This is a genomic window from Xanthobacter nonsaccharivorans (genome assembly GCF_043194755.2).
GTDB lineage: Bacteria > Pseudomonadota > Alphaproteobacteria > Rhizobiales > Xanthobacteraceae > Xanthobacter > Xanthobacter autotrophicus_G.
Genome location: NZ_CM195526.1, coordinates 4,668,413 through 4,689,804 on the forward strand (window position 1 = coordinate 4,668,413; position 21,392 = coordinate 4,689,804).

Consider the following 21,392-nt stretch of genomic DNA (forward strand, 5'->3'; position numbering starts at 1 on the left):
AGGGCGCACGCCGCCCGCCCGCCGGGCGGCGAAACGAAGAGGAGACCGCCCATGGCCGAACCCGCCGCAAAGATCGTGCCTGCCGCCTTGCCCCGCCCGGGGCGCGGCCGGGTCTATGATTCCATCACCGAGACCATCGGCAATACCCCCCTCGTGCGCCTGAAGCGCCTGCCGCAGCTGCGCGGCGCCAAGGCCGAGATCCTCGCCAAGCTCGAGTTCTTCAACCCCATCGCCAGCGTGAAGGACCGCATCGGCGTCGCCATGATCGACGCCATGGAGCAGGCCGGCGTGCTGGACGAGGACACCGTGCTGGTGGAGCCCACCTCCGGGAACACCGGCATCGCCCTCGCCTTCGTGGCGGCGGCGCGCGGCTACCGGCTGGTCCTCGTCATGCCCGAGAGCATGTCGGTGGAGCGCCGCAAGATGCTGGCGCTGCTGGGCGCCGAGCTGGTGCTTACCCCCGCCAACCTCGGCATGAAGGGCGCCGTGGCCCGCGCCGAGCAGCTCATCGCCGACCTGCCCAAGGCGGTGATGCCGCAGCAGTTCAAGAACAAGGCCAATCCCGAGGTGCACCGTCGCACCACGGCGGAGGAAATCTGGAACGACACCGACGGCAAGGTGGACGCGGTGGTGGCCGGCGTGGGCACCGGCGGCACCATCACCGGCATCGGCCAGGTGCTGAAGCCGCGCAAGTCTTCGGTGCGCATGATCGCGGTGGAGCCCGAGGATTCCCCGGTGCTCTCCGGTGGCCCTCCCGGCCCCCACAAGATCCAGGGCATCGGCGCCGGCTTCGTGCCGGAGGTGCTCGATCGCGCCATCATCGACGAGGTGGTGACGGTAGGCAACCAGACCGCCTTCGACACCGCCCGGGCGCTGGCCCGCTACGAGGGCATCCCCGGGGGCATCTCCTCCGGCGCGGCCGTGGCGGCTGCCCTCGAGGTGGCGGTGCGTGACGACATGGCCGGCAAGTCCATCGTCGTGATCGTGCCCTCCTTCGCCGAGCGCTATCTCTCCACCGCCTTGTTCGAGGGCCTCTGAGCCCGCAACCGCCGCTCCGGCCTGCGCCGGGGCGGCGGCTTTTACAAGGTACGATCGCAGACGGGAAAGGGAATCAGACCACCCTCCCGCAGGAGCCGCAGCGCGGCGCCCCCTCCCCGCCTCGCGCGGACCCGCCTTGTCGCGCCAGCCGCACCAGGGCCGCATGCCGGGCAGGATCATAGCCCGCCGCACCGGAGCGCGCCGCCTTCCGGGCCTCGCGCAGCGCCCGCGCCAAGCCCGCCGGAGCACCGAGGAACGGCGCGAGGCCGGACATAAGCCGCAGCACCTGCGCCTCGCCATCCTCGCACGCGAAGCCACGCACGCGCGAAAACCCCCGACCTGAAACATCCATCGCCTGCCTCCCGTAAGGCGGCAATGGTGGCGCGCGTGGCGCAATGGGGGATAAATTCCTATTTTGCTACCTACCGAAGCCGGGCAGAAGCCCTTCGAGACGCTTTGATGTATTGATTTATAGGGATTTTGCCGCGAGCGACTTATCCACCCGCCCTTGAACCACGGCAATATGCGTGTAGGAATTTTTACCTACAATCAGGGGTTTTGCATGTCGTCCCTTTCAGCCGCCCCCGCAGGCCTCGCCGTCCCGGCAGAACCCCGCCCCCAGAGATCCAGCCCGCCCTCCCACGATCTGGCCTGCCGCATGGCCACCGCCCTCGTCGCCGCCACCACGGGGGTGGACGTGGATGTGATGCTCGGCCGGCGCCGCTCCGCCGCCCCCGTCGCCGCGGCGCGCCAGCTCGCCATGTACCTCGCCCATGTCGCCCTCGGCCTGACGCAGACCGAGGTCGCCCAGGCCTTCCAGCGCGACCGCACCACCGTTGCCCATGCCTGCCGGCGGGTCGAGGATCTGCGGGACGAGCGGGACTTCGACCGTCAGGTGGCCCGCATGGAGGAGTGCCTGCGCTGGGTGATGGAGCACTGAGCCATGGCGCGCCGCCCCACCACAAGCCGCAGGCCCGCCACCGGGGCATCCCGCACGCCCCCGCCCGTCGACACCCCTGCTGCCCCCCTGCTGAACCCGGCCGAGAGCCCTCTTGCCTGGCTGGCCCGCCGCGGCATGGTGGACGCCACCCAGCTCACCGCCGGCGAACGCCTGCGGGCGGATTTCACCCGGGCGCAGCTCACGCCACGGGTCACCAGCCGCTGGACCGAGGTTCGCGGCGCCGGCACCCCCGAGGCCTTCAGCGACATGGTGCTCGCCGCCAAGCTGCGGCTGGCGCGCGCCATGGCGGCGGTCGGGCCGGAATTGTCCGGCGTGCTGCTCGACGTGTGCTGCTTCCTGAAGGGACTGGAGCTGGTGGAGCGCGAGCGCCAGTGGCCGGCCCGCACCGCCAAGGTGGTGCTGGGCCTCGCCCTCGACCGGCTGGCCTCCCATTATGGCCTCTCGCGCAGCACGACGGGACGCCCCCGAGCCCCCATGCGCAGCTGGCAGGCCCCGCCTGCCCCCGACGGCACCGTGGTCGAGGATGACCTCAGGACAGCGCCCGCGCCGTGTCCCGGATGACCTCGAAGGCGCGCTCCACGTCGGCCTGCGTCGCGTCCATGGACCCGGCCTGGAAGCGGATGGCGAGGCGCCCGTCCACCCGCGTGGGGGTGAGATAGATCTCCCCCGCGTCGTTTATGGCCTGGAGCAGCGCCAGCATGTGGGCATCCCCGTCCCGCCCGTCGCCGGGATCGTGGCGGAAGGTGAAGAGCGAGAGCACCGGCGCGGAAGCAAGCGTGAAGCCGGGCTCGGCGGCGATCCGCCGGGCCAGGGCCTGCCCCCAGCGCACATGGTTGCGGATCATCTCCCGCAGGCCCGAAAGGCCGTGGGCACGCAGCACGAACCACAGCTTCAGCGCGCGGAAGCGCCGCCCGGTCTGGATCGACCACTCGCTATAGTTGACGATGCCGTCATGCCCGTGGGTGCGCAGGTATTCCGGCTGGATGGCCAGGGTATCGAGGTGCTGGTCCACGTTGCGGATGAAGTGCGCCGAGCAGTCGAACTGGGCGCCCAGCCATTTGTGCGGGTTCAGCACGATGCTGTCGGCCCCCTCCGCGCCCGCCCACAGCGACCGGAACTCCGGGCAGATCATGGCATTGCCGGCCCAGGCCGCGTCCACATGCACGAACAGGTCGTGCCGGCGGGCGACCTTCACCACCGCCGCCACGTCATCCATGGCGCCGATGCCGGTGCCGCCGACGCAGGCCACCACGCCGCCCGGCAACAGCCCGGCCGCCTTGTCCGCGACGATGGCCGCCTCGAGCGCGGCCGGATCCATCCCGCGCAGCACCCCCTGGGTGGGAATTCGGACGAGATTGCGTTCACCGATGCCACTGATCCAGGCCGCCTTGTCGATGGAGGTATGCACCTCGGCGGAGGCATAGATCCGCACCGGCGCCTGCCCGGCGAGGCCCTCCCGGTTGCCGGTGAAGCCTAGCGCCCGCTCGCGCATGGTGAGGAAGGCGGTGAGGGTGGCGGACGAGGCGGAATCCTGGATCACCCCGCGCCATCCCTCCGGCAGGCCCACCGCCTGGCGCAGCCAGTCGATGGCCACCGTCTCCACCTCGGTGGCGGCGGGGGAGGTCTGCCACAGCAGGCACTGGGCGCCCATGGCGGCGGTGAGCGCCTCGGCGATCACGCTCGCGGGGCTCGCATTGGCCGGAAAGTAGGCGAAGAAGCGCGGATGCTGCCAGTGGGTCATGCCCGGCACCACGATGCGCTCGAAATCCGCGAACAGGTCGGCCATGGGCTCGGCCTCTTCCGGCGGCGCGGCGGGAAGGGCGGCGACGATCTCCCCCGGCCGGGTGCTGGCGCGCACGGGCAGATCGCGCAGCCCCGCCCGGTAGCGCACCGCGAAATCCGCCGCGGCCCGCGCCCAGTGCCGGAAATCCTCCCCGTCCATGGTCCGTTCCCTGCCTCGTGTTTGGGCGGGACATAGCCGACTTGAGCCCGGCGGGGAAACCCGGAACCGAGCCCCGCCCGCGCGGCCGCCCCGCCGAAGCGGCCTCCCGCCTTCGTGCGCGGGGGTGCCCGCGCAGGCGTGATAGAGTGACGCATCAAAGGCCTTTCGCCTTGGCTCGCATGGTTCTAAGACGACCGGCAGCCGTCGCGCCTAAATCGTTTCCGCCGGCGCGCAACGCATAAGAGGCAAGAGAGGATATGCCCCAGTACCGCTCCCGCACGTCCACCCACGGCCGCAACATGGCCGGCGCCCGCGGCCTGTGGCGCGCCACCGGCATGAAGGACGGCGATTTCGGCAAGCCCATCATCGCGGTCGTCAATTCCTTCACCCAGTTCGTGCCGGGTCACGTGCACCTGAAGGACCTCGGCCAGCTGGTGGCGCGGGAGATCGAGAAGGCCGGCGGCGTCGCCAAGGAATTCAATACCATCGCGGTGGACGACGGCATCGCCATGGGCCACGACGGCATGCTCTATTCGCTGCCGTCCCGCGAGATCATCGCCGACAGCGTGGAGTACATGGTGAACGCGCACTGCGCCGACGCCATGGTGTGCATCTCCAACTGCGACAAGATCACTCCCGGCATGCTGATGGCCGCCATGCGCCTCAACATCCCGGCGGTGTTCGTCTCGGGCGGGCCCATGGAGGCCGGCAAGGTGCTGCTCTCCACCGGCGAGCGGAAGGTGGACCTGATCGACGCCATGATCTCGGCGGCCGACGACAAGGTTTCCGACGCCGACGTGCAGGTGATGGAGCGATCCGCCTGCCCCACCTGCGGCTCGTGCTCCGGCATGTTCACCGCCAATTCCATGAACTGCCTGACCGAGGCGCTCGGCCTCGCCCTGCCCGGCAACGGCTCGGTGCTCGCCACCCATGCCGACCGCCAACGCCTGTTCGTGGAGGCCGGCCACCTCATCGTCGATCTCGCCCGCCGCTACTATGAGCAGGACGATGCGAGCGTGCTGCCGCGCGCCATCGCCAGCTTCAAGGCGTTCGAGAACGCCATGACGCTCGACATCTCCATGGGCGGCTCCACCAACACGGTGCTGCACCTGCTCGCCGCCGCCAATGAGGGCGAGGTGCCCTTCACCATGGCCGACATCGACCGCCTGTCGCGCCAAGTGCCGGTGCTTTGCAAGGTGGCCCCGGCGGTTGCCAACATCCACATGGAGGATGTGCATCGGGCCGGCGGCATCATGGCCATCCTCGGCGAGCTCGACCGCGGCGGCCTCATCCACACCGAGCTGCCCACCGTGCATGCCGCGACCCTCGGCGAGGCGCTGGACCGCTGGGACGTGAAGCGCACCAACAGCGAGAGCGTCACCACCTTCTTCCGCGCGGCCCCGGGCGGGGTGCCCACCCAGGTGGCCTTCAGCCAGGCGAGCCGCTGGGACGATCTGGACCTCGACCGCGAGGCCGGCGTCATCCGCGACGTGGCCCATGCCTATTCCAAGGACGGCGGCCTCGCCGTGCTCTATGGCAACATCGCCCTGGACGGCTGCATCGTGAAGACCGCGGGCGTGGACGCCTCCATCCTGACGTTCACCGGCAAGGCCCGGATCTTCGAGAGCCAGGACGCGGCGGTGGAGGCCATCCTCTCCAGCGGGCGGATCCAGCCGGGCGACGTGGTGCTGATCCGCTACGAGGGTCCGCGCGGTGGCCCCGGCATGCAGGAGATGCTGTACCCGACCTCCTACCTGAAGTCGAAGGGCCTCGGGAAGGCGTGCGCCCTGGTCACCGACGGGCGCTTCTCGGGCGGCTCCTCGGGCCTGTCCATCGGCCATGTCTCGCCCGAGGCGGCCGAAGGCGGCGCCATCGGCCTCGTGGAAGAGGGCGACACCATCGAGATCGACATCCCGAACCGCATCATCCGGGTCGCGGTGTCGGACGAGGTGCTGGCCGAGCGCCGCGCGGCCATGGAGGCCAAGGGCGATGCCGCCTGGAAGCCGGAGAACCGCAAGCGCGTGGTCTCCCAGGCCCTGCAGGCCTATGCGGCGCTCACCACCTCCGCCGCCCGCGGCGCGGTGCGCGACGTGAGGAGCCTCAAGCGCTGAGGCAGCGGCCGGGCCGCAACCGCAACGAAAAAAGGGGGCGCCCGCGCGCCCCCTTTTCTTTTGCGGCCTCCGTGGCAGGAGCCGTCACCTCAGGCCCGTCACGACACGCCCGTCACCTGCAGACGAGGTTGCCGTTCTGGTTGGAGATGTCGCGCCCCGGCCGGCACTGGTTGAGGTTGAGCGCCGTCGGGTTCCACAGGCCGTTCACCCGCTGGCACTGGGCGCGCAGCATGCCGGCACCGCCCACCGTCACGTTGCGGCAGGTCTGCAGGTAGGAGCCGGGAGGCGGCGGCATCTGCCGGCGCGGCGGGCAGGTGAGCGTGCCGTTCTGGTTGGAGATGTCCGCGCGCGGCTCGCAATTGAGCGTGTTGAGAACGCTGGGCTGCCAGTTGCCCATGACAGTGCGGCAGAAGGCGCTCAGCACGCCATTGCGGAACTCGATGCGCGTGCAGCTCCGGTTGTAGGAACCGGGCGGGCCGAAGCCGTGGGGACCGGGAGGCGGCCCGGGCGGAGGCGGGGCGGGACGCCGCTCGCACCAGAGCTGGCCGTTCTGGTTGGAGATGTCGCCCCGGCAGCTCGGAAAGTCGTTGAGGCGGGCGCCCACCCACTGGCCGTTGCGCGTGGCGCAGAAGGCGACGAGATTCCCGCCACCGCGCACCTGGGCGTCGCGGCAGCTGCGCAGGTAGCTGCCGGGCGGCAGCGGCTGCGCCTCGGCAGCGCCGAGGCCGGCCAGCCAGCCAAGCGCGAGAAGCAGGCCGGCAAGGCCCGCGGCGACAAACCTACGCTTCATGAATGCCCCCCTTGAATACCTGCGCGCCTCTTACCACGCGTCAGCAGGAGACGCACGCGGCCTCGCACACTGCCGTGCGCCCGTCCGCGCCCCCGCCGCCCATTCCTGCGGCGGGGCATCGACAGGCCGGCACCGCTCCGCTAAAAGCCGAAACGTTCCAAAGCATAAAGACAGACCGATGACCATTCGCCTGCACCGCGGCGACCTGCCTGCCGATTTCGTCGCCGCGCCGGTTGTGGCGATCGACACCGAGACCATGGGGCTCAACCCCTTCCGCGACCGGCTCTGCCTCGTCCAGCTCTCCAACGGCGACGGCTCCGCGGACCTCGTGCAGATCCCCCAGGGCGCCGACGCCAGGAGCGCGCCCAACCTCACCCGCCTGCTCGCCGATCCCAAGGTGACCAAGCTGTTCCATTTCGGCCGCTTCGACATCGCCGTGCTCCAGCACACCTTCAAGGTGATGCCCCAGCCGGTGTGGTGCACCAAGATCGCCTCGCGCCTGGTGCGCACCTACACCGACCGGCATGGCCTGAAGGACCTGCTGCGGGAGCTGCTGAACGTGGACATCTCCAAGCAGCAGCAGAGCTCGGACTGGGGCGCCGCGGACCTCAGCGACGCCCAGCTCGCCTATGCCGCGTCGGACGTGCTCCATCTCCATGCGGTCAAGGTGAAGCTGGAGGAAATGCTGGCCCGTGAGAATCGAACCGGCATCGCCGCCGCCTGCTTCGCCTTCCTGCCGGCCCGCGCCGCCCTCGACCTGTCGGGCTGGGCGGAGGAGGATATCTTTGCCCATAGCTGAGGCCGGGCGAGAAAAGCGAGTTGTGCCAAGGCCCTGCCCCCGACCCTTGCGTGGAGCCGGTATTTCGGACAATTTGACCCTGCGCGTGGGGCGACGCGTCGGCCATGAGGGGACGAAGGCCGCGGACAGGCGCAAGCGGGGCTGGCCCGCCGCCGGAACAGGGCCATGAACCGACACGTGCCGCCACACGATTTCGAGCCTGAGGGCGATCTTCAGCAGGAAACGGACCCGCGAGCGGCGGGCCGTCGCGATGCTGCGGCCTTCTCGCCGCGCGCCACGCCGGACTTTCACATCGCCCGCCGCCACAGCACGCGCGTGCGGTGGATCAAGCGGCTTCTGCCCGTTTCCATCGTGCTGGCGGCGGTGATCATCGGTGGCGTGTCGCTGCTGTCGCGGCTCAGCCTGAGCATCGACCTGCCGTTCGACATCGGCCACCTGACCCTCAGCGGCTCGCGCCTCACCATGGAACTGCCCAAGCTCTCGGGCTTCACCGACGACAACCGCGGCTACCATGTCACCGCCAAGACGGCGACCCAGGACCTGACCCATCCGGACGTGATCGACCTGACCGACGTGGAAGCGCGGCTTGAGCTCGCCGACAAGGGCTGGGCCAGCGTGCTCGCCAAGATCGGCACCTTCGACACCAAGAAGCAGTTCATCACCCTGGGCGAGGGCGTGAACCTCTCCATGGCCGGCGGCTATGCCGGCCGCCTGCAGGACGCCGATGTGGACGTGAAGGCCGGCACCATCTCCACCCCCCATGCGGTGGAGTTCACCTATCTGGACGGCAAGCTCATCGCCGACCGCCTCACCGTGACCGATCGCGGCAAAAGGGCGATGTTCGAAGGCAATGTGCAGCTGGACTTCCGCCCCTCGCACCTGCCCGGGCAGACCGATGGCGGGCCGGCCAAGCCGGTCGCGGAGGCGGGCCCGGCCCATCCCGCTGCGGGCCAGGCCAAGGCGGCGCCCGCAGCGACCCCACCGGCGGCGCCCCCTGCGGCCGCCGCCCCGATCCCCAGTGCTCCGCTGCCGCCGCGCCGCCCGGTGCCGGCCCCCTGATGCGTTTCGAGATGACCGGCATGACCGACAAGGCCGCCCCGAGGGCGCCCCTCCTTCGCCCTGCACCTTCGCGCCTCGCCGTTTTCCTCGGCACCGCGCTCGCCGGCCTGTGCCTGATGGGGCCGGGCGCCATGGCGCAGACCTCCACCAACGTGCCGAACGCGCTTCAGGGCTTCGCCCGCAACCGCGACCAGCCCGTGCGCATCAATGCGGATTCTCTGGAGGTGCGGGACAAGGACAAGGTGGCCGTGTTCTCCGGCAACGTGGTGGTCACGCAGGGCGATACCACCATGCGATCCAAGGACCTGATGGTGTTCTACGACGGCTCGGTGGCCGGCGTGCAGGGCGGCGACCAGCCGGTGCAGAAGGGCCAGATCCGCAAGCTGGAAGCCACCGGCGGCGTGCTGGTGAAGACCAAGGAGCAGACCGCCTCGGGCGACAGCGGCACCTTCGAGATGAAGTCCAACACGGTCACGCTCGTGGGCAAGCCGGTGGTGCTCACCCAGGGCCCCAATGTGATCCGCGGCCAGAAGCTGGTGGTGGACCTGGTGAGCGGCGTGTCCAAGTTCGAAGGCGGGCGCGTGGAGAGCCTCATCATCCCCGGCACCCTCAAGCAGGACGGCAAGGGCGAGCAGGGCAAGGGCGAGCAGGGCCAGGCGGGCCAGGGCCAGAACGGCCAGGCGCCCAAGCGCTGAGGCCTCGACACCACAGCCGCCGGGGGAGATCTTCCCCGCACCCGGCCGGGCGGGATGGGCCCACCTCGACCGATGAGACCCTGCAACGCGGGCCGGATTCCGGCCCGCTATTTGCATGGACGCATTGCATCCCCGGCACGGACGTTCTAAACCCTTCACTCTGGGGGCCGGGGTCCGGAGGTTGCGTTGAACGTCCTGTCCATGTTCGGCAAGTCGAAATCGGGCGGCGCAAAGTCGGGCGGCAGGGGCCGCAGCGGGCAGGAGCCCTCGCCCGTCACCGAGGATTGGGATCGGCAGAACGGTGTCCCCTACGACGCCGCCCGCCACGACGATGCCCGCTACCGTGATCCAGCCTGGGACGACGCCTATGGCGACGACCTGCCGGACGAGGGCCCCTTCGGCGACGATTCCGGCATCGAACCCTTCGATAGCACCAGTTCCCTTGCCGCCTTCGGCCTCGCCAAGTCCTACGGCGGCCGCCAGGTGGTGCGCGACGTGAGCCTGAACGTCCGCCGCGGCGAGGCGGTGGGCCTGCTCGGCCCCAACGGCGCGGGCAAGACCACCTGCTTCTACATGGTGACCGGCCTGGTAAAGGCGGATGCGGGCCGCATCGAGCTCGACGGCCATGACGTCACGCCCATGCCCATGTACCGCCGGGCGCGGCTCGGTGTCGGCTATCTTCCGCAGGAAGCCTCCATTTTCCGGGGCCTGTCGGTGGAAGACAACATCATGGGCGTGCTGGAGGTGACGGAACCGAACCGCGCCCGCCGCCGGGAGGAGACGGACGCCCTCCTCGAGGAATTCAAGATCACCCACGTGCGCAAGTCGCCGTCCATCGCGCTTTCGGGCGGCGAGCGGCGCCGCCTGGAGATCGCCCGCGCGCTGGCCAGCCGCCCCTCCTTCATGCTGCTGGACGAGCCCTTCGCCGGCATCGACCCCATCGCGGTGGGCGACATCCAGGCCCTGGTGCGGCATCTGACGACGCGCGGCATCGGCGTGCTCATCACCGATCACAATGTGCGCGAGACGCTGGGCCTCATCGACCGCGCCTACATCATCCATTCCGGCTCGGTGCTGATGGAGGGGGATCCCGAGGCCATCGTCTCCAGCCCGGAGGTGCGGCGCCTGTATCTGGGCGAGGAATTCCGTCTATGAGCGCCGCCCGGAGAGACCGGAGGGCCGCGCCATGGCGATGAGCCCGAAGCTGGAGTTCCGCCAGAGCCAGTCGCTGGTGATGACGCCGCAGCTGATGCAGGCCATCAAGCTGCTGCAGCTCTCCAACATGGAGCTCGTCGCCTATGTGGAGGCGGAGCTGGAACGCAACCCCCTGCTGGAGCGGGTGAGCGAGGACGGCCCGGCGGACGCGCCGGGCGATGCCATGAACGGCGCCGCCGAAGGCGCCGAGCCCGCGGCCCCCGACCGCGACGCCCCCTCCTCCGGCGACTGGATGGAAGGCGACGTGGAACCGAGCCGCGCGGCCATGGAGACGCGGCTCGACACCGACCTCGGCAACGTCTTCCCGGACGACGTGCCGGCCGAGCGCGGCTCCCCCGGCGGCGGCTCCACCGGCTCCAGCCCCTCCACCGGCGAATGGGGCGGCGGCGAGCGGGGCGAGGACTACAACCCCGAGGCCTTCCTCACCGCCGAGACCACGCTGGCCGACCATCTGGAGGCGCAGCTTTCGGTGGCAGTGAGCGATCCGGCGCGACGGCTCATCGGCTTCAACGTCATCGGCCTCATCGACGAGGCCGGTTACTTCACCGGCGATCTTGACCAGCTGGCGGAGCAGCTCGGCGTTCCGCGCGCCGAGGTGGAGGCGATGCTGAAGCTGGTGCAGACCTTCGAGCCTTCGGGCGTGGGCGCGCGCAACCTGGCCGAATGCCTCGCCATCCAGCTGCGGGAGCGCGACCGGTTCGACCCCGCCATGCAGGCGCTGGTGGCGAACCTGGAATTGCTCGCCCGGCATGATCGCAACGCGCTGAAGCGCATCTGCGGGGTCGACAACGAGGACCTCGTCGACATGATCGGCGAGATCCGCCGGCTCGACCCCAAGCCCGGCCTCGCTTTCGGCTCCGGCGTGGTGCATCCGCTGGTGCCGGACGTCTATGTGCGCCCCGGAGCGGACGGCACCTGGATCGTCGAGCTGAATTCCGAGACCCTGCCCCGCGTGCTGGTGAACCAGACCTACCACGCCACCGTGGTCAAGCATGCCCGCTCGCAGGAGGAAAAGAGCTTCCTCGCCGACTGCCTGCAGAGCGCCAGCTGGCTCACCCGCTCTCTGGACCAGCGGGCGCGCACCATCCTCAAGGTGGCGAGCGAGATCGTGCGCCAGCAGGACGCCTTCCTGCTCCATGGCGTGCGGTTTCTGCGGCCGCTGAACCTGCGCACGGTGGCGGATGCCATCGGCATGCACGAATCCACCGTCTCGCGGGTGACGTCCAACAAATATATCTCCACCCCGCGCGGCGTGGTGGAGATGAAGTTCTTCTTCTCCTCGGCCATCTCCGCATCCGGCGGCGGCGAGGCTCATTCGGCCGAGGCGGTGCGCCACCGCATCAAGTCGCTGATCGAGGCGGAAAGCGCGGACGATGTGCTGTCCGACGACACGCTGGTGCAGAAGCTGAAGGACGACGGCATCGACATTGCCCGCCGCACCGTCGCCAAGTACCGGGAGGGCATGAACATTCCCTCGTCCGTCCAGCGTCGCCGCGAGAAGATGTCGGCGCGCAGCGCCGCGAACTGAGCGCCGCGCGCCGGTTCCGGCCCCTTCAAGAAGGGGCCTCCGCCTCAGACGAGGCTCAGCTTCACGTCGATATTGTTGCGGGTGGCGTTGGAATAGGGGCACACCTCGTGCGCCTTGGCGATCAACGCCTCGCCGGCCGTCCGGTCCACCCCTGGCAGGGACACCGCCAGCGCAATGGCAAGGCCGAAGCCGCCTTCCGAGCGGGGGCCGATGCCCACGGTGGAGGTGACGCTGGCGTCCGCCGGCACCTTCGCGGGGCCGCCCTGGGATGCCACGAACTTCATGGCACCGAGGAAACACGCCGCATAGCCGGTGGCGAACAGCTGCTCGGGATTGACGCCATCCCCGCCGGCGCCGCCCAGTTCCTTTGGCGTTGTCAGCTTGACATCAACCTTGCCGTCGAGGGTCGCGGAGTGGCCATCACGGCCTCCGGTGGCGCGGGCGGACGTGGTGTAGAGGACATTGACGGGCATGTTTGACTCCTTCAGCTGTCGCATATGCTTCATATACGATTAAATCGTGTACGATACAAATACGCGGACCGAACCTGCCCGTCAAGCGGTTGCGATTAGATCGTGCGATAATTATTTTTGGACCAGTATTCCGGACACCGACCCATGCCTGACGAAACTCCTGACATTCCCCCGGTGGATGGGCTGCTCTGCTTCAGCTTCTATGCGGCGAGCCACGCCTTCACCCGCCTCTACAAGCCCCTGCTCGACCGGCTGGGCGTCACCTACCCCCAATATCTCGTCCTGGTGGCCTTGTGGGACAAGGACGACCAGGCGGTGGGCCGCATCGGCGAAACCCTGGGGCTGGAGTCCAGCACGCTGACCCCGCTGCTGAAGCGCCTCGAAGCCCTCGGCCACGTCACCCGCACCCGCGACCCGGCAGACGAGCGGGTGGTGCGCGTCCGCCTCACCGCGCAGGGCCGCGCCCTGAAGGGGGAGGCCCGCGCCATCCCGGCATGCATCCTTTCCGCCACCGGACTGGAACTCCCCGAGGCGGAACGGCTCCTCCGCGAGGTCACACAGCTGCGCGCCGCATTGGAGCGCGCCACGAAGGCCTGAGCGTCAGTGAGCCCCCTGGGGGGAGCTTCATCTCCCGTTGCGCATACGGTACACCAGATACGAACAGCCGGACGCGTGCGCGCCAACCGGCAGCCTCTGGAAACGCGCAAGGCCCCCATGCTCGACCCGCACCTCGCCGGCCACATCCGCTTCGCCCCCACCCCGCCCACGCTGCCGCCCCTGCCGCCCGGACAGCACGCCCTGGGGCTCTCGGAAGAACGGGACGCGCTGCTGGTGGTGCCGGAGGGGCTCACGGCCGGCGCGCCGGTGCCGCTGATGGTGCTGTTCCACGGCGGCGGCGGCAGCGCACAGAAGATCCTGCCCATGATGGAGGCGCACGCGGCCCGGCACCGCTTCCTGCTGCTGGTGCCGCAATCCACCTTCCCCACCTGGGACATCGTGATCGCCGGCAACGGGCCGGACCGGGAGCGGCTGGAGGCGGCCCTCGGGATGGTCGCCCGGCATTTCGCCATCGATCCCACCCACATTGCCTTTGCCGGCCATTCAGACGGCGGCAGCTATGCCCTTTCGCTCGGGCTCACGAACGGGCATTTCGTGACGCACGTCATCGTCTCCTCCGCCGGCTTCATGTCGGTGCATCGGCAGGAGGGGGCGCCGCGGGTGTTCATCTCCCACGGCGTCAACGACGAGCAGATCCCCGTCGGCCGCAGCGGGCGGGTGCATTCGGCCCTGCTGAAGGAGGCCGGCTACGACGTGACCTATGTGGAATACAACGGCCCCCACGCCTGGCAGCCGCCGGTGGTGGGCCTCGCCGTGAATTTCTTCATGGGTGCCGCCGGCGCCTGAGCGCCGGCGGGCAGGATCAGGTCGCGCTCAGCGCACGATGATGTTCTTGAACTGCCAGGGATCTTCCAGGTCGAGATCTTCCGGAAAGAGCTTCTGGCGGCCGGTCAGGGGCGTCCAGTCCGTATAGGTGCCGATCATCGGGCCGAGATAGGGCAGCTGCACTTCGAGGCAGCGGCGGAAGTCCACCTCGTCGGCCTCGACGATGCCCGCGTTCGGGTTCTCCAGCGCCCAGACCATGCCGGCGAGCACGGCGGAGGTCACCTGCAGGCCGGTGGCGTTCTGGTAGGGGGCCAGCTCGCGCGTCTCCTCGATGGAGAGCTGGGAGCCGAACCAGTAGGCGTTCCGCGCGTGGCCGTAGATGAGAACGCCCAGCTCGTCGATGCCGTCGACGATCTCGTGCTCGTCCAGGATCTTCCAGCTTTCCTGGAAGTGGCCGCCATTGCCGAACATCTCGTGCAGCGACAGCACCGCGTCGTTGCAGGGGTGGTAGGCATAGTGACAGGTCGGCCGGTAGACCACCTGGTCCCCGTCGCGCACCGTCAGATAGTCGGCGATGGAGATGGACTCGTTGTGGGTCACGAGGAAGCCGTACTGGGGCCCGGGCGTCGGCGTCCACGAGCGCACGCGGGTGGCGGCGCCGGGGGAGAGCAGATAGATGGCCGCGCCGCAGCCCGCCTCGTGGGTGCGCCCGTCCGGCGGCAGGGCCTTCTCATGGGTGCCCCAGCCCAGCTCGGCCGGCTGCAGGCCCTCGGAGACGAAGCCCTCCACCGACCAGGTGTTCCAGAACTGGCCCATCACCTTGGGCTCGCGGGCGCGCTGGGTGTCGCGCTCGGCGATGTGGATGCCCTTCACGCCCAGGGCGCGGGACAGCTGGGCCCATTCCTCGCGGGTGGTGGGCTCGGGCCGGTCGACGCCGGTGTCGCGGGCGATGTTGAGCAGCGCCTGCTTCACGAACCAGGAGACCATGCCGGGATTGGCGCCGCAGGTGGACACCGCCGTGGTGCCGCCCGGGTTGCGCCGGCGGGCGGCGAGCAGGCTCTCGCGCAGCGCGTAATTGGTGCGCGCGGCGTTATCCATGGTCTCGTCGAAATAGAAGCCCTTCCAGGGCTCGATCACCGTATCCACGTAGAGCGCGCCGAGCTCGCGAGTGAGCTCCATGATGGCGATGGAGGACACGTCCACCGAGAGGTTGACGCAGAAGCCCTGGCCGCCGCCGGTGGTGAGCAGCGGGGTGAGCAGGTCGCGGTAGTTCTCCGCCGTCACCTCGGACTGGATGAAGCGGATGCCGCGCGCCTCGAGCAACTTGTGGTGGTCCGCCACGGGGTCGATCACCACCATGCGCTCGCGGTCGAAGTCGAAGTGCCGCTCGATCAGGGGCAGCGTGCCCCTGCCGATGGAACCGAAACCGATCATCACGATGGGGCCGTCGATCTTCGCGTGGACCGGCCAGTCGCTCATTTTCTACCACTCCTGTCGGGCGGCGGCGCGTTCCGCTCCATCTGGAGGGGGCGCCTTGGCTCCATGATCCCGGCCGTGATCCGCCTGCGCGGATGTCGCGACTTCGGAAAAAGGCCCGGGACAAGTCGCCCGCGGTCGTGCGGGCGGCGGCACCATGGGAAAAGCGCGGCCGCACGTCAACCGACGAGGCGCCGCAAAGCCGGCAAACAAAAGGCTTTCGCTCGAAGCGCGGTCCGGCGGCCTGGAAACAATCCTGTTCCCGGACGGCCGATGAAGCGCCCTCCGGGCCTTGAGACGCGGAACCCGTCACCCGATCGGATCTCCCGGGGATCTGGTCAGCGCAGGCCCTGGGCGCGAGCCGGCATGCGGGCCGGCATCCGGTCCACCCGCCGCAGCTCGGGGAACAGGCGCATCCACAACAGGGCGACCGCGATGGTGCCGAGCCCGCCCACGAGCCCCGCCCCCACCGCCCCGAACAGGGCCGCCGTCATCCCGGATTCGAACTCGCCGAGCTGGTTGGACGTGCCGACGAACAGGGAGTTCACGGCGCTCACCCGGCCGCGCATCTCATCCGGGGTGGAGAGCTGCACCAGGGAGGAACGGATCACCACGCTCACGTTGTCCGCCGCCCCGAGCGCGAACAGCGCGGCAAAGGACAGGGGGAAGCTCCGCGACAAGGAGAACACCACCGTCGCCAGCCCGAACACCGCCACCGCCGCGAACATCTTGGGGCCCACGTGGCGCGCGAGCGGAAGGCGCGCGAGCAGCAGCGCCATCAGCGTCGCCCCCACCGCCGGGGCGGCGCGCAGCGCGCCGAGCCCGGTGGAGCCCACATCGAGGATGTCGCTGGCATAGATGGGCAGCAATGCCGTCACCCCGCCAAGCAGCACGGCGAACAGGTCGAGGGAGATGGAGCCCAGCACCACCTTGTGGTCGCGGATGAAGGAAAGGCCCGAGAGCACGCTCGCCAGCGTCGCCCCGCTGCGGGCCGTCGCCACCGGCGGATGGCGCACGCAGGCCATGGCGGTGGCGGCGGCCGCATAGCACAGGGCCGCCCCCGCCAGCGGCACCGTGGGCCCGAAGGCATAGGCGAAGCCGCCCACCGCCGGCCCGGCGATGGTCGCCATCTGCAAGGCGGAGGACGACACCGCCAGCGCCCGCGGCAGCACCGGCCCGGGCACGATGCGCGGCAGCAGGGCCGCGAGGGTGGGATGCTCGAAGGCGCGGCAGGCGCCGATCATCACCACCGCCGCATAGATGGCGGGAAGCTCGACGCCGCCTCCGCCGAGGCCGAGGGCGAGCAGGGCGAGGGTGAAGGCGGCGATGGCCTGCCCGGCCAGCACGATGCGCCGCCGGTCGAACACATCCGCCACATGGCCGGCCACGAGGGTGAGCACCAGGATCGGCACGAACTGGGCGAGCCCCACCAGCCCCAGCGCCACCGCGCTGCCGGTGAGGGCATAGACCAGCCAGCCCACCGCCACGCCGAGCATCTGGAAAGCGAGGGCGGAGGCGACGCGGCTCACCCAGAAGAACAGGAAGGCGGGATGATCCCGGAGCCGCTCCGGGGCGGGCTCGGCGCGCGCTGTCACGTCAGGGGCTGTCACATCAGGTCACGGGGCGGGAGACAGGACCCCCTCCCCGTACCCCCCGGATCGCCGCGCCGCAACCCGCTGACGTTGCGGCGCGCGGATCGCGCCCTAGTCGCTGGCGAGGATGTGATTGCGCACGATGGGATAGACCTGCCCCGCCCACTTGCGGCCGGAGAAGACGCCATAATGGCCCACGCCCGCCTGCATGTGATGGCGCTTCTTGTGGGGGCGCAGGCCCGAGCAGAGGTCCTGCGCAGCCATGGTCTGGCCGATGGAGCAGATGTCGTCCCGCTCCCCCTCCACCGTCAGAAGCGCCGTCTTGCGGATGGCGCGGAAATCGACGGGCCGGCCGCGATAGGTCAATTCCCCCTTGGGGAGACGGTATTCCTGGAACACGTAGCGCACCGTCTCCAGGTAGAATTCGGCGGCGAGGTCCAGCACGGCGAAATACTCGTCGTAGAAGGTCTTGGTCGCCTCCGCCTTCTCCTCCTCTCCCTCGGCGAGGTCGTGATAGAGGTCGAGGTGCGCCTTGAGGTGCCGCGTCGGGTTCATGCTGACGAAGGCCGTGAGCTGCACGAAGCCGGGATAGACCCGCCGCCCCGAGCCGGGGAAGCCCTTCGGCACCGTGGCGATGAGGTTGCGCTCGAACCAGCTGATGGGCTTGGAGGTGGCGAGCTCGTTCACCTTGGTGGGGTTGATCCGGCAGTCGATGGGCCCCGCCATGAGCGTCATGGAGGAAGGGGCGGCCGGGTTCTTGTCCTGCGCCATCACCGCGGCGGCCACCAGCGCCTGCACGCAGGGCTGGCACACGGCGACCAGATGCGCCCCCGGCCCCAAGATCTCCAGGAAGCGGACCACGTGCTCCACATAATCGTCGAAGCCGAACGGCCCGGCCTCCAGCGGCACGTCGCGAGCGTTGTGCCAGTCCGTGATGTAGACGTCATGATCCGGCAGCATCGTCTTCACGGTATTGACGAGCAGCGTGGCGAAATGGCCGGAGAGGGGCGCCACCACCAGCACCCGTGGCTGGGCGATGTCCACGTCCTTCTTGAAGCGCAGCAGCGTGCCGAAGGGCAGCACCGCGGTCTTCTCCTCGGTCACCTGCACCTCGCGGTTGCCCACCTCCACCTGCTCGATGCCGAAGCGGGGGCGGCCGTGGCTGAGGCCGGCGCGCTCGACCAGCTCATAGGCGGCCGCCAGGTGACGCAGGCCCATGTGGCCATAGCCGTTGACCAGCGGCCCGGTGAGGGTCTGCCGCGCGAGCCCCGCGAGGAAGCGGATGGGACTCAAAAGGTCCGCCTGAGCCTGATACGCCAGATACATCATGGCCGCCCGTACCCCACCCCCGGGTGTCCCCACCCCGGACAAGAAGACCTGGAAGATTGTTGCAGCATAATGCCGTTAGGTCCTTCTGCTCCGCGTCCCCCGAATGCCGACGCCCCCACGGACGGCGGGACCTTTAAGTTGTTGTCACAAGCCCGTTTTTTTTGCTTTGCAGCAATCCTGTTCGGATGTACCTGTTATAAGAATATTGAAGCGGGCCGTGGTGCATTGCAACACGCATCCGCTCGAAACCCGAAACGGGAACTCGCAGACGGTGCCGCCGCCCCGCTGCGCCAGCAGACGGTGAGCCGGCGGCGGATGGGTCACGGGATCGGACATCCAAGGCGCAGGACAGGCGATCAGGCATGGCGACACTCACCATCTCAAGCAAGAACTATTCCTCCTGGTCCCTGCGCGGATGGCTTCTGTGCAAGATGGCGGGCCTCTCTTTCGAGGAGGAACGGGTTCCGCTCGACGATCCGGACATGAAGGCGGAGCTGCTGCTCCTCTCCCCCTCCTTCCTGGTGCCGCGCCTGGTGCATGAGGATGTCACCGTTTGGGACACCCTCGCCATCGCCGCCTTCCTGAACGAGGTGTTCCCCCAGGCCGGGCTCCTGCCGGCCGACCGGGCGGTGCGCGCGCACTGCCTCTCCATTTCTGGGGAGATGCACTCGGGCTTCGTCAACCTGCGCTCGGCCCTGCCCATGAACATCAAGGCGCACTATCCCGGCTTCAAGGTCTATGCCGGCGCGCTGGCGGACATCGAGCGCATCGTCGCCATCTGGCGCGGCTGCCTCACCGCCCATGGCGGCCCGTTCCTGATGGGCGCAAACCCCACCCTGGCGGATGCCATGTACGCCCCGGTCTGCTCCCGCTTCACCACCTATGACGTGAAGCTCGATGCCGAATGCGAGGCGTACCGCGCGCGCATCATGGCCCTGCCCCTGATGCAGGAATGGATCGCCGGCGCCCTGGACGAGCCGGAGGAGCTCGAGGAGCTCGGCGCCGAGTTCTGACCCCCATGAGCCACGACGCCGCCGGCGCGGGCATCGCCCTCGCCGGCTTCTGCGTGCTGGTGCTCGCCGGCACGGTGAAGGGCCTTCTCGGCATGGGCTTGCCGACGGTGGGCATCGGCCTGCTCAGCCTCTTCCTCACCCCGGCGGAAGCGGCGGCGGTGCTCATCGTGCCGTCCACCGTCACCAACCTGTGGCAGTATTTCACCGGCCCGAACGTGGTCGCGACCGCCCGCCGCTTCCGGCTGATGATGATTGCCCTGGTGGCCGGCACGCTCGTCGGCGGCCTTCTCATCGGCGGCCTGACGTCGCCGCTCGCCCTGCCGGCCCTGGGCGCCACGCTGCTCCTCTACGGGGCGGTGGGCCTGTCCGCCGTGCCGCTGCGACTGCCGGCCGGCGTCGAGGGGTGGATGTCGCCCCTCATGGGGCTCCTCACCGGCATCGTCACGGGAACCACCGGCGTCTCGGTCATGCCCTCTGCGCCGTATCTCCAGGCGCTCGGGCTCAGCCGCGACGACCTTGTGCAGGCCCTCGGCCTCACCTTCACCATCTCCACCTTCGCCCTTGCCGTGGTGCTGGCGAAGCCGGGGGAGGATGGCGCCGTGCTGGCCGACCCGAGGATCCTCCTCGCCTCGCTGGTGGCGCTGGCCCCGGCCTTCCTCGGCATGGAGATCGGCCGGCGGGTGCGCCGCGCGGTCTCGCCGCTGGTGTTCCGCCGCGCCTTCTTCGCCGGGCTCGCCTTGTTGGGCGCCTACATGCTGGCGCGGGGGCTGGGGTAAGCCCGCGCGCCGACGGCAGGACCGCCGCCCCTCACTCGGAGAGGCGGTGGATGTCATGCACCACGATGCCGATGGAATCGTCCGGCTTCTTCAGCCACTCCCCCCGGCGCAGGGTCTTCACCGTGTCCTCGTAGCCGGTCTGCCAGTGCTCACGCATGGAGGCGACGGAGAATTCGTAGTCCTTGAACTCCCGCTCGTAGGCTTTCTCCTGATAGATCAGGTGGCAGATGTTGACCGGGCCGGAGCTGCTGTAGTCCTCGATCAGGGCGAGGTCGTCCTCCGTGCGGAGCTGCTCGGGAATGCGCTGGAGCGCGTCGTAGAGCTTGCCCCTGAGGTCCTGCACCCGGCGGAACACGTCGGTGGTGTAGCGCGTGCGGCTCGAATAGCCGATGTCCTTCTGCCGCTCGCTGACATCAAACATGTCGCGCGGCAGCGGCCCCCGGGCGCTGAACAGGTCCACCTGGAACACCAGCGCGCTCGGATGGTCCGGCTGGTCGAGCAGGAACTGGAGCGGCGTGTTCGAGACCACGCCGCCGTCCCAGTAGTACTCACCATCGATCTTGACCGCCGGAAAGCCGGGCGGCAGCGCGCCGGAAGCCATCACGTGCTCGGGCACGATGGTGGTTTCCTTGTTGTCGAAATAGATGAAATTGCCCGTGCGCACGTTCACCGCGCCCACCGAGAAGCGCTTCTCGCCCGCGTTGATCCGGTCGAAGTCCACGAGCCGCAGCAGCGTGTCCCGCAGCGGGGCGGTATCGTAGAACGAGGTCGCGCCGGTCGCGCCGGACGGCATGAGCCACGGGTTGGGGAAGCGCGGGATGAAGAAGCCCGGCTGGCCCTGGAAGATGGTCCGCCAGGAGGAGAGCTGGTTGCGCCACTGGCGGTAGATGTCGCCCTCCAGGTTGAACGGCACCAGGCGCCGGGAGGTGATGGTCTCCCAGAACTCCCTGAGCTTCGGCACCCGGTCCTGCGGCGCGTTGCCGGCGATGATGGCGGAGTTGATGGCGCCGATGGACACGCCGGAGATCCAGTTGGGATCGCAGCCCACCTCGTGCAGCGCCTCATAGACGCCGGCCTGGTAGGCACCGAGCGCCCCGCCGCCCTGGAACACCAGGGCCACGCGCTTGTATTCGTTGATGGTGTCGCACAGGTCGGCGGGGAGGTGGGAGGGCCGCGGATTCATGAGCCTGCCTCTGGAAATTCGGGCCGATG

The 21,392-nt window shown here is 69.3% G+C and carries 21 protein-coding genes; 13 read left to right on the forward strand and 8 right to left on the reverse strand.

The genetic code is table 11. From position 1 onward, the window contains the following. The first annotated feature begins 51 nt into the window (after positions 1-51). Positions 52-1,038 (forward strand): cysteine synthase A, encoded by a 987-nt coding sequence (cysK, locus tag V5F59_RS21285; protein ID WP_393981041.1) that lies wholly within the window; start codon positions 52-54, stop codon positions 1,036-1,038. A gap of 73 nt (positions 1,039-1,111) precedes the next feature. Here the strand turns inward: cysK and V5F59_RS21290 are convergent, their stop codons facing one another. Further along, positions 1,112-1,390 carry a hypothetical protein gene (locus V5F59_RS21290; RefSeq protein ID WP_393981039.1) on the reverse strand — a complete coding sequence of 93 codons (279 nt, stop codon included), beginning with the start codon at positions 1,388-1,390 and terminating at the stop codon, positions 1,112-1,114. A 210-nt stretch (positions 1,391-1,600) separates the two neighbouring features. On the opposite strand from V5F59_RS21290, the gene V5F59_RS21295 reads away from it, so the two are divergent. Together V5F59_RS21295 and V5F59_RS21300 are read left to right on the forward strand one after the other, a co-directional pair. Further along, positions 1,601-1,978, forward strand: coding sequence for a helix-turn-helix domain-containing protein (locus tag V5F59_RS21295; protein ID WP_393981037.1), 378 nt, complete (start codon positions 1,601-1,603; stop codon positions 1,976-1,978). 3 nt (positions 1,979-1,981) lie between these two features. Beyond that, complete coding sequence (locus tag V5F59_RS21300; RefSeq protein ID WP_393981035.1) at positions 1,982-2,560, forward strand: DUF6456 domain-containing protein; 579 nt, start codon at positions 1,982-1,984, stop codon at positions 2,558-2,560. Here the strand turns inward: V5F59_RS21300 and V5F59_RS21305 are convergent. Next, positions 2,529-3,941 (reverse strand): pyridoxal phosphate-dependent decarboxylase family protein, encoded by a 1,413-nt coding sequence (locus V5F59_RS21305; protein ID WP_393981033.1) that lies wholly within the window; start codon positions 3,939-3,941, stop codon positions 2,529-2,531. The two genes, V5F59_RS21300 and V5F59_RS21305, sit on opposite strands and share 32 nt — an antisense overlap. Before the next feature lie 257 nt (positions 3,942-4,198). On the opposite strand from V5F59_RS21305, the gene ilvD reads away from it, so the two are divergent. Further along, complete coding sequence (gene ilvD / locus V5F59_RS21310) at positions 4,199-6,052, forward strand: dihydroxy-acid dehydratase (protein ID WP_393981031.1); 1,854 nt, start codon at positions 4,199-4,201, stop codon at positions 6,050-6,052. Positions 6,053-6,164: 112 nt separating this feature from the next. Here the strand turns inward: ilvD and V5F59_RS21315 are convergent, their stop codons facing one another. Further along, a complete protein-coding gene (locus V5F59_RS21315; protein ID WP_393981029.1) occupies positions 6,165-6,842 on the reverse strand; it encodes a CVNH domain-containing protein in 678 nt (225 codons plus the stop codon). 178 nt (positions 6,843-7,020) lie between these two features. Between V5F59_RS21315 and V5F59_RS21320 the strand changes: the two genes are divergently transcribed. The 5 genes from V5F59_RS21320 to rpoN all read left to right on the forward strand — a co-directional run bounded on the left by V5F59_RS21320 (position 7,021) and on the right by rpoN (position 12,138). Further along, positions 7,021-7,641, forward strand: a complete 621-nt coding sequence (locus tag V5F59_RS21320; protein WP_393981027.1) for a ribonuclease D — start codon at positions 7,021-7,023, stop codon at positions 7,639-7,641. A gap of 165 nt (positions 7,642-7,806) precedes the next feature. Next, the gene (locus V5F59_RS21325; RefSeq protein WP_393981026.1) at positions 7,807-8,700 is read left to right on the forward strand and encodes a hypothetical protein; all 894 of its coding nucleotides are present in this window, start codon (positions 7,807-7,809) and stop codon (positions 8,698-8,700) included. Between the two features lie 20 nt (positions 8,701-8,720). Beyond that, on the forward strand, positions 8,721-9,395 hold the full coding sequence (locus V5F59_RS21330; protein WP_393981024.1) for an LptA/OstA family protein: 675 nt from the start codon (positions 8,721-8,723) through the stop codon (positions 9,393-9,395). 186 nt (positions 9,396-9,581) lie between these two features. Further along, complete coding sequence (gene lptB, locus V5F59_RS21335) at positions 9,582-10,550, forward strand: LPS export ABC transporter ATP-binding protein (RefSeq protein ID WP_393981022.1); 969 nt, start codon at positions 9,582-9,584, stop codon at positions 10,548-10,550. A 31-nt stretch (positions 10,551-10,581) separates the two neighbouring features. Next, complete coding sequence (gene rpoN / locus V5F59_RS21340) at positions 10,582-12,138, forward strand: RNA polymerase factor sigma-54 (RefSeq protein WP_393981020.1); 1,557 nt, start codon at positions 10,582-10,584, stop codon at positions 12,136-12,138. Positions 12,139-12,182: 44 nt separating this feature from the next. On the opposite strand, the gene V5F59_RS21345 is transcribed toward rpoN, so the two are convergent. Continuing rightward, a complete protein-coding gene (locus V5F59_RS21345) occupies positions 12,183-12,611 on the reverse strand; it encodes an organic hydroperoxide resistance protein (RefSeq protein WP_393981018.1) in 429 nt (142 codons plus the stop codon). A gap of 144 nt (positions 12,612-12,755) precedes the next feature. Here V5F59_RS21345 and V5F59_RS21350 point away from each other — a divergent pair, with 144 nt between their 5' ends. Together V5F59_RS21350 and V5F59_RS21355 are read left to right on the forward strand one after the other, a co-directional pair. Further along, complete coding sequence (locus V5F59_RS21350) at positions 12,756-13,208, forward strand: MarR family winged helix-turn-helix transcriptional regulator (RefSeq protein WP_393981016.1); 453 nt, start codon at positions 12,756-12,758, stop codon at positions 13,206-13,208. A 117-nt stretch (positions 13,209-13,325) separates the two neighbouring features. Continuing rightward, entirely contained in the window at positions 13,326-14,015 is a 690-nt protein-coding gene (locus V5F59_RS21355) for an alpha/beta hydrolase (protein ID WP_393981014.1), read from the forward strand. Between the two features lie 27 nt (positions 14,016-14,042). On the opposite strand, the gene V5F59_RS21360 is transcribed toward V5F59_RS21355, so the two are convergent. The 3 genes from V5F59_RS21360 to V5F59_RS21370 form a co-directional block, all read right to left on the reverse strand. Further along, the gene (locus tag V5F59_RS21360; RefSeq protein WP_393981012.1) at positions 14,043-15,473 is read right to left on the reverse strand and encodes a homospermidine synthase; all 1,431 of its coding nucleotides are present in this window, start codon (positions 15,471-15,473) and stop codon (positions 14,043-14,045) included. Between the two features lie 335 nt (positions 15,474-15,808). Further along, entirely contained in the window at positions 15,809-17,065 is a 1,257-nt protein-coding gene (locus V5F59_RS21365) for an MFS transporter (RefSeq protein WP_393981010.1), read from the reverse strand. 108 nt (positions 17,066-17,173) lie between these two features. Continuing rightward, the gene (locus V5F59_RS21370) at positions 17,174-18,391 is read right to left on the reverse strand and encodes a polyhydroxyalkanoate depolymerase (RefSeq protein WP_393981008.1); all 1,218 of its coding nucleotides are present in this window, start codon (positions 18,389-18,391) and stop codon (positions 17,174-17,176) included. A 362-nt stretch (positions 18,392-18,753) separates the two neighbouring features. Here V5F59_RS21370 and V5F59_RS21375 point away from each other — a divergent pair, with 362 nt between their 5' ends. Together V5F59_RS21375 and V5F59_RS21380 are read left to right on the forward strand one after the other, a co-directional pair. Then, positions 18,754-19,404, forward strand: coding sequence for a glutathione S-transferase family protein (locus V5F59_RS21375; RefSeq protein WP_393981006.1), 651 nt, complete (start codon positions 18,754-18,756; stop codon positions 19,402-19,404). A 5-nt stretch (positions 19,405-19,409) separates the two neighbouring features. After that, positions 19,410-20,180: a sulfite exporter TauE/SafE family protein gene (locus V5F59_RS21380; RefSeq protein WP_393981004.1), complete on the forward strand. Its 771-nt coding sequence runs from the start codon at positions 19,410-19,412 to the stop codon at positions 20,178-20,180. 31 nt (positions 20,181-20,211) lie between these two features. Here the strand turns inward: V5F59_RS21380 and V5F59_RS21385 are convergent, their stop codons facing one another. Next, positions 20,212-21,363 (reverse strand): patatin-like phospholipase family protein, encoded by a 1,152-nt coding sequence (locus tag V5F59_RS21385; RefSeq protein ID WP_393981002.1) that lies wholly within the window; start codon positions 21,361-21,363, stop codon positions 20,212-20,214. Positions 21,364-21,392: the final 29 nt, after the last annotated feature.